This window comes from Pseudomonas sp. BF-R-24 (assembly GCF_019947335.1).
In the GTDB taxonomy this organism is placed as follows: Bacteria; Pseudomonadota; Gammaproteobacteria; order Pseudomonadales; family Pseudomonadaceae; genus Aquipseudomonas; species Aquipseudomonas jessenii.
Map to the genome: position 1 here is coordinate 286005 of NZ_JAGYGG010000002.1, position 8102 is coordinate 294106.

The window sequence follows — 8102 nt, forward strand, 5'->3', positions numbered from 1 at the left end:
TTCGTTGGGTCGAAGATTGTTTTACAAAATGCGCACGCGCAACGAACGGCCCTTGATCTTGCCGTCGTTCAGGCGCTGCAAGGCCTGCTTGGCGACGCCGCGCTCCACGGCCACATAGGCCTGGAAGTCGAAAATCGCGATCTTGCCGACCTGGGCGCCGGGGATGCCGGCGTCACCGGTCAGTGCGCCAAGAATGTCGCCCGGACGAACCTTGTCCTTACGGCCGCCAGCGATGCACAGGGTGCTCATCTGCGGCAACAGCGGACCACCACCCTTGGAGGTGAGGTTGTCCACCTGATCCCAGGTCAATGGTGTCTTCTGCAATTGCTCGATCGCCTGGGCGCGCTGTGCTTCGGACGGCGCCACCAGGCTGATCGCGAGGCCTTTCTCACCGGCGCGGCCAGTACGGCCTACGCGGTGAATGTGGATTTCCGAATCACGGGCCAGCTCGACGTTGATCACCATGTCCAGGGAGTCGATATCGAGGCCGCGCGCAGCGACGTCGGTTGCCACCAGCACCGAAGTGCTGCGGTTGGCGAACATCGCCAGCACCTGGTCGCGGTCACGTTGTTCCAGATCGCCGTGCAGGCCGACGGCGGAGATGCCCTTGGCGGTCAGGTGATCGACGGTTTCCTGAACTTGCTGCTTGGTGAAGCAGAAAGCCACACAGGAGGCCGGACGGAAGTGGCCAAGCACCTTGGTCACCGCACTCATGCGGTCATCCGGGGAAATCTCGTAGAAGCGCTGCTCGATCTGCGTGTCGTCGTGGAACGCCTCGGCCTTGACCTGCTGCGGATTGCGCATGAATTTCGAGGCCAACTGCTTGATGCCTACCGGGTAGGTAGCGGAGAACAGCAAGGTCTGGCGACGTTCCGGGGCCTGCATGATGATTTCTTCGATGGAGTCGTAGAAACCCATGTCGAGCATGCGGTCGGCTTCGTCGAGGATCAGCGTGTTGAGGCCGTGGAGCACCAGCGAGCCCTTGCGCAGGTGCTGCTGGATGCGCCCCGGGGTGCCGACGATGATGTGCGCGCCGTGTTCCAGCGAAGCGATCTGCGGGCCGAGGGACACGCCGCCGCACAGGGTCAGGACCTTGATGTTGTCTTCGGCACGGGCCAGGCGGCGGATTTCCTTGGCGACCTGGTCGGCCAGCTCGCGGGTCGGGCACAGGATCAGCGCCTGGCAACCGAAGTAACGCGGATTGATCGGGTTCAGCAGGCCGATGCCGAACGCGGCGGTCTTGCCGCTGCCGGTCTTGGCCTGGGCGATCAGGTCCATCCCCTTGAGGATCACCGGCAAGCTTTGCGCCTGGATCGGCGTCATCTGGGCATAACCGAGGGAGTCGAGGTTAGCCAGCATGGCGGCGGACAGCGGCAAAGTATTAAATTCGGTGGCGATGGTGGTCACGGGACTGGCCTGCAAAACAAAATGTCGCGCAGTGTACCAGTCCGGTGGCCATTCGCCCTAAGGCTCTATGTGTTCTTCCGGACGTTTGACTCGCCGTCCGTCATTCCGTGACAGCTGGGAAAAGATCGTCGCGGCCAGCATTGCCATGATTCCAACCGTCACAAACGTCAGTTGAAAGGCGCCCAAAACCGTGTCCACGCCGTCATTTCCGATCTCGGCCGTGAACCCGCCGAGCAATGCACCGGCGCAGGCTACCCCCAGACTCAGTGACAATTGCGCGACCACCGACAGCAGGCTGTTGCCGCTGCTGGCGCTGGCATCGTCGAGGTCGATCAGGGTCACGGTGTTCATCGCGGTGAACTGCAAGGAGTTGATCGCGCCAAGGATCGCCAGCTGGCACAGCAGCAGCCAGTACGGCGTCTGCTCGCTGACCAGGCCCATGCTCGCCAGCATGATCCCCAGCGCCAGGGTGTTGCCGGTGAGCACGATGCGGTAACCCAGATGTTCGATCAGTGGCCGCGCCACCCACTTGGCGATCATCGCCGCCGCCGCCAGCGGCAGCATGCTCATCCCGGCCTGGGACGGCGAATAGCCCAGCGCCACTTGCAGCAGCAACGGCACCAGAAAGGGCAGGGCGCCGCTGCCGAGGCGGGCGAACAGGTTGCCGAGAATGCCCACGGCAAAGGTCCGGGTCTTGAACAACGACGGCGCGAACAGCGGGTTTTCGATATGCCCGGCACGCAGCCAGTACGCCGCCAGGCACGCCATGCCGCCGAACAGCAGCAACATCACCCGCAGGTGCGGCAGGTGCAATTCGCCCAGGCCTTCCATGGCGATGGTGATCAGAATCATCGCCGCGCCGAACAGCACAAAGCCCAGGCTATCGAAACGGGTGCGCTCGGTGCCGCGCAGGTCCGGGATGAACTTCCACACGGCGTAGCAACCAACCAGCCCCACCGGCAGGTTGATCAGGAATATCCAGTGCCACGTCAGGTATTGCACCATCCAGCCGCCCATGGTCGGGCCGATCAACGGGCCGAGCAGCCCGGGAATGGTGATGAAGCCCATGATCCGCACCAGCTCCGAGCGCGGGTAGGCGCGCAACACCACCAGTCGCCCGACCGGCAGCATCAACGCGCCGCCCAAGCCCTGGATCACCCGGGAGCCGATCAACTGGGTCAGGCTGGTCGACAATGCGCAGAGCAGCGAGCCGAGGCTGAACAGCAAAATCGCACTGAAGAAGATTTTCCGGGTGCCGAAGCGATCGGCGATCCAGCCGGACGCGGGAATCAGCAAGGCGACCGTGAGCATGTAGGCGATGATCACACCTTGCATGCGCAGCGGATCTTCGGCCAGGTCCCGGGCCATGGCGGGCAGGGCGGTGTTGAGGATCGTCCCGTCGAGGGACTGCATGAAGAAGGCAATGGCGACGACCCAGGGTATCCAGCGGGCAGTCACAGCGTCGAGAGGCGGGCGGTTGGGCATGGGACCTCTTGTGGATGAAGTCAATGCTAAATGATTTGTGATCACAGTCATTGTGGGAGCGAGCTTGCTCGCGATAGCGGTAGATCAGTCGACAATGATGTTGAATGAAATGGCCTCATCGCGAGCAAGCTCGCTCCCACAAGGTTCCCGGTGTTCCGGGAGTTTGTGGTTACAGCGTTAATGTGAGCCGGTTTACGAGCGCCCCCGGCAACAACGCCGACGCCGTCGCCCGCTGGCTGTACGTACTCGCCGACAGCAACAACTCCCGCTCCTGGGTCAACGCTTCCAGCTGCGAACCGAGCAGGCTGAAGGCGCTGTCATCAAAACGCATGGTGCTGACCGGTGCCTGAATCACGCCGTTTTCGACCCAGAACGTGGCAAACCGGGTCATGCCGGTCAGGCGGGCGGCCGGTTGATCCGAGAAGTTCAGGTACCACAGGTTGCTGATGTACAGCCCGGTGCCCAGTTGCTTGAGGATGTCCGCGTCAGGCAATGCCCCGGCCTTCATGTTCAGCGCGCTCGGTGATTCACCGCCGCTGGCGCCATTGGCGGTCAAGCCGTATTCCGCGGCGCTGCGCGAGCTGACCAGTTGTGCCCCGGCCTTGCCGTCGACGATCAAACCCAGGTCGCTGCGTGGATAACCTTCATCGGAAAACGCCGGGCTCAGCGAGCCGCTGACTTTTTCATCCAGCGAGACCAGCGGGCTGAAGGCGCTGTCGCCACCGTAGAGCTTTTGCAGCGGGCTGCTTTTGCTGGCAATCGACTGTGCAGAGAATCCCCCCCAGCACAGCATGCCCATGATTTCTTCCAGCGCCGCCGGTGCCAGGTAGGCGCGGTATTGGCCGGGTGCCAAAGTGCGCAGCGGCCGGCCCAGAAACTCAAGCTGCTCGCGGGCTTGCTGGAAGCGTCTGGCAAAGCCTTCGCTGTTCCAGTCGTGCCCGGCGTAGCTGGCTTTCACGGCCTGGCCATTCTCATGGAACAGGCTGAAGTCGAAATTGAAGCTGTTGGCCTGATGCCAGCCGAAGGCGCCCGAAGAACTGGCAAAGCCGCGGCTGATCGGTCCGGCAGCGTAGAAACCGACAAGATCCAGGCCTTCGGCGGCCTGGGTGATTTGCGCGACCACCTGTTCGGTGTCCGGCAGTGGATGCGACTGCACGTTGTTGCTCTGCCAGCCATTGTGGTTGAGCAGTAAATAAGGATCCGGAGGCAGCAGCGGCAAGGTTTCCCGCAGCTGTTGCAGGCCTTCGGTCAAACGTCGCAGATCAACCTGGGGATCGCCGGCCAGGGTGATGTTCAGGTCGGCATGGCGGCCTTCGTTGATCAGCTTCAGGCCGATACTCGCCTGCTGCACCTGACCGGCCTGACGCACCTTGGCGTGGTTGAAACGCACGAAGGCCGACGACTCGGCGGCGTAGCTGAGGGTGAACTGCTCGGGTTCTTGCAGGGCTGCACGCAGGCTGTTGACCAGCGCCTTGAACGACGCGGACTGGCTGTTTGAAGGATTCATCAGGCGTCTCCTCCGAATACATCAACGTTGCTGAACACACAGGCCGGTGACGCGTGGCCGACGCGGATCACCTGGTTCGGTTCGCCCTTACCGCAGTTCGGTGTGCCGAGGACCTTGAGGGTACCGGCATCGCCGACGGCGCTGAGGCTTTTCCAGAACTGCGCGGAGATGCCCCTATAGTTGGGATTCTTCACCACGCCCTTGAGTTCGCCGTTTTCGATCAGTTGGCCCCATTCGCAGCCGAACTGGAATTTGTTGCGTGCATCGTCGATCGACCATGAGCGGTTGGTCGACATCAGCACGCCGTGTTCGATGCCAGCGATCAGTTGTTCGATGGACTGATCGCCGGGCTCGATATTGAGGTTGGCCATACGGTCGATGGGTGGGCGGTTCCAGCCGCAGGCGCGGCTGTTGGCGACGCCGTCCATGCTGGCACGGAATTGCGACAACGCACCGCCCAGCGGGCGCAACAACAGGCCTTCGCGGATCAGGAACTGTTTGCTGGCGGGCGTACCGTCGTCGTCATGACCGTAACTGGCGAGCTCCTCGGGGATGTCGGGATCGAAGGTCACGTTGAGCAGGCCGGAACCGTATTGCAGGCGGCCGAAATCGCTGGCTTTGACGAAACTGGTGCCGGCGTAATTGCGCTCGTCGCCGAGGATGCGGTCCAGTTCCAGCGGATGGCCGATGGACTCGTGGATTTGCAGCATCATCTGGTCGGGCATCAGCAGCAGGTCGCGCTTGCCTTGCGGGGTGTTTGGCGCCAGGAGCAATTGCAGGGCCTGATCGGCCACCTGGGCACCGGCACCGATCAGGCCGCAGCGGCTGATGACGTCCGCCGCGCCTTGCTGGCCGAAGTTCTCGCGGCCAAGGCTGCGGGTCTGGCTGTCGTTGCCGTCGTAGGCCGTGACGTCCAGGCCGGGGTACACAAAGCGTTGGGCCTGGCGCAGTTCGGCACCGGCGCTGTTGAGGTAGATCTGCTCGACGTGGGTGATACCCAGGCTGACCTGCCAGTTCACCAGGCGCTCGTCCTTGGGCACGGCGGCCGACTCGGTGCCAAGCAGTTGGAAGCAGTCGCTCAGGGACGGGAAGGCCTGGTCGAGGTTGGGTGAAAAGTAATCGGCGCGGTCGCTGGAAACAGCCTGCTCGCGCAGGTCCAGCAAGGCGTGGGGCTTGAGTCGACGGGCCTGGAATTCGGCGCGTTCGAGGGCGGCTTGCAGGCCCTGTTGCGACAGGTCGTTGGTGGCCGCATAGGCCTCGACGCCATTGACCCGCACGGTCAGCATCGCCCCTTCGTCGCGGCTCAGGCTCGGTGGTTCGGCGACGTTCTTGCGCACCGACAGGTACTGCCCGGATTCGCGCACATAACGCAGGGAAAAGAATTCAGCACCCGTGCGCAAGGCAGCGAAGCGCTGCTTGAGCTGGGGGTAGAAATCGAACATTCGTGAACCTCCTGGGTATGGAGTGGCGATGGAGCGGTGCTGCGAGGGGAGAGGTGAAACGATTGCGTGGCGCTAGATTAGGCCTGCGAGGGGGGAGGATCAAGGGTGGAGCGGTCTAGAGTGGAGATACTTTGGGAGGGGTGGTGGCTGACAGGGCCCCTTCGCGAGCAAGCCCGCTCCCACATTTAATCCCGGGTGTTCACAAAATCTGTGTCCACTGGAGATCAAGTGTGGGAGCGGGCTTGCTCGCGAATAGCCGTAACGCGGTGTAACGCCTTAAGCGATCTGGCTCACTTCCCGCACCGGCTTGCCCTTCACCGGCGCTTCACCCGCCACATAGTAAGTGGCGGTGCTGCGCGGCAATGGCTTGCGACCACGGATCTTGTCGGCGATTTTCTCGGCCATCATGATCGTAGGTGCATTGAGGTTGCCGGTGGTGATGATCGGCATGATCGACGCATCGACCACGCGCAGGCCTTGCATGCCATGCACGCGACCTTCGCCATCGACCACGGCCATTTCGTCGGTGCCCATCTTGCACGAGCAGGACGGGTGGAACGCGGTTTCGGCGTGTTCGCGGATGAACTTGTCCAGTTGCTCGTCGGTTTGCACCTCGATGCCCGGGCTGATCTCGCGACCGCGGAAGGCGTCCAGTGCAGGTTGCTGCATGATTTCCCGGGTCAGGCGGATGCCGTCGCGGAACTCTTGCCAGTCCTGCTCGGTGGCCATGTAGTTGAACAGGATGCTCGGGTGCTGGCGCGGATCCTTGGACTTGGCCTGGATGCGCCCGCGGCTTGGCGAACGCATGGAGCCCATGTGCGCCTGGAAGCCGTGCTCTTTCACACCGTTGCTGCCGTTGTAGTTAATCGCTACCGGCAGGAAGTGGTACTGGATGTTCGGCCATTCGAACTCCGGACGGGTACGGATGAAACCGCCGGCTTCGAACTGGTTGCTGGCGCCGATGCCGGTGCCGTTGAACAGCCACTCGGCACCGATGGCCGGCTGGTTGTACCAGAGCAGCGACGGGTACAGCGAGACCGGTTGGGTGCAAGCGTATTGCAGGTACAGCTCAAGGTGATCCTGCAGGTTTTCACCGACGCCCGGCAGATCGTGGACCACCGGAATGTCGAGTTTGTTCAGCAGTTCGGCAGGGCCGACGCCGGAGCGCTGCAGGATCTGCGGCGAAGCGATGGCGCCGGAGCACAGCAGTACTTCCTTGCGCGCCTTGACTTCAACGCGCTCCTCAGCGGTGCCGACCAGGTAACGCACGCCGACCGCACGCTTGCCTTCGAACAGGATCTTGTCGGTCAGGGCGTGGGTGACGATGGTCAGGGTCGAACGCTTCTTGGCGACGTCCAGGTAGCCGCGGGCGGTGGAGGCACGACGACCTTTCGGCGTCACGGTGCGGTCCATCGGGCCGAAGCCTTCCTGCTGGTAGCCGTTCAAGTCTTCGGTGCGCGGGTAACCGGCCTGCACGCCGGCTTCAACCATGGCGTGGAACAGCGGGTTGTTGCCGGCTTTCGGCGTGGTCACGCTGACCGGGCCGTCGCCACCGTGGTAGTCGTTAGGGCCGATGTCGCGGGTTTCCGCTTTACGGAAATACGGCAGGCAGTCCAGGTACGACCAGTCCTCAAGGCCTGGCAATTTTGCCCAGCCGTCGTAGTCCATGGCGTTGCCGCGGATGTAGCACATGCCGTTGATCAGCGAGGAACCGCCCAGGCCCTTGCCGCGACCGCACTCCATGCGACGACCGTCCATGTGTGGCTCGGCATCGGTTTCGTAAGCCCAGTTGTAGCGACGGCCTTGCAGCGGGAACGCCAGGGCGGCCGGCATCTGCGTGCGGAAATCGGAACGGTAGTCCGGGCCGCCCGCTTCGAGCAGCAGGACGGTGACGCCTGCGTCTTCGGTCAGACGGGTCGCCAGGGTGTTACCGGCAGAGCCGGCACCGATGATGATGTAGTCGAATTCTTGGGACATTGAATGCACCCTCTTTGAAGTTGGTCAGGTCTGGCCTGACGAGTGCTGCGCACTCGATTCGCGAGCAAGCCCGCTCCCACATTTGATCTCTGGTGTACACAGGATCTGTGTTCGCCACTGGCCCCTTGTGGGAGCGGGCTTGCTCGCGAAGAGGCCCTCGCGAGCAATACAGGTCTCGGTCTTAGAACACCGAGACGTAATCGCCCAGCTCGACCTGTACCGATTTGATGCGGGTGAAATTGTTCAGCGAACTGATGCCGTTCTCACGGCCGACACCCGACTGC

6 protein-coding genes are annotated in these 8102 nt (G+C 62.7%); all 6 read right to left on the reverse strand.

Translation table 11 applies throughout. The annotated features are described in order from the left end of the window. Window positions 1-21: 21 nt before the first annotated feature. Window positions 22-1359, reverse strand: coding sequence for an ATP-dependent RNA helicase DbpA (gene dbpA, locus KGA98_RS02900; RefSeq protein ID WP_235863953.1), 1338 nt, complete (start codon window positions 1357-1359; stop codon window positions 22-24). Between the two features lie 105 nt (window positions 1360-1464). Then, window positions 1465-2892, reverse strand: coding sequence for a multidrug transporter subunit MdtD (gene mdtD, locus KGA98_RS02905; RefSeq protein WP_057712975.1), 1428 nt, complete (start codon window positions 2890-2892; stop codon window positions 1465-1467). A gap of 169 nt (window positions 2893-3061) precedes the next feature. Further along, window positions 3062-4399 (reverse strand): TldD/PmbA family protein, encoded by a 1338-nt coding sequence (locus tag KGA98_RS02910; protein WP_223500971.1) that lies wholly within the window; start codon window positions 4397-4399, stop codon window positions 3062-3064. Continuing rightward, window positions 4399-5841, reverse strand: a complete 1443-nt coding sequence (locus tag KGA98_RS02915; protein ID WP_223500973.1) for a TldD/PmbA family protein — start codon at window positions 5839-5841, stop codon at window positions 4399-4401. Before KGA98_RS02915 ends, KGA98_RS02910 begins: the two co-directional genes overlap by 1 nt. Window positions 5842-6117: 276 nt before the next feature. Then, window positions 6118-7818, reverse strand: coding sequence for a choline dehydrogenase (gene betA, locus KGA98_RS02920; protein WP_223500982.1), 1701 nt, complete (start codon window positions 7816-7818; stop codon window positions 6118-6120). 181 nt (window positions 7819-7999) lie between these two features. Next, on the reverse strand, window positions 8000-8102 hold a 103-nt coding region (locus KGA98_RS02925), incomplete at its 5' end, for a hypothetical protein (RefSeq protein WP_223501000.1).

Excerpts from the sequence above, each read along its gene's own strand:
- betA (WP_223500982.1), bottom strand. The coding sequence starts at position 7,818 with ATGTCCCAAGAATTCGACTACATCATCATCGGTGCCGGCTCTGCCGGT.
- KGA98_RS02915 (WP_223500973.1), bottom strand. The coding sequence starts at position 5,841 with ATGTTCGATTTCTACCCCCAGCTCAAGCAGCGCTTCGCTGCCTTGCGC.
- KGA98_RS02910 (WP_223500971.1), bottom strand. The coding sequence starts at position 4,399 with ATGAATCCTTCAAACAGCCAGTCCGCGTCGTTCAAGGCGCTGGTCAAC.
- dbpA (WP_235863953.1), bottom strand. The coding sequence starts at position 1,359 with ATGCTGGCTAACCTCGACTCCCTCGGTTATGCCCAGATGACGCCGATC.
- mdtD (WP_057712975.1), bottom strand. The coding sequence starts at position 2,892 with ATGCCCAACCGCCCGCCTCTCGACGCTGTGACTGCCCGCTGGATACCC.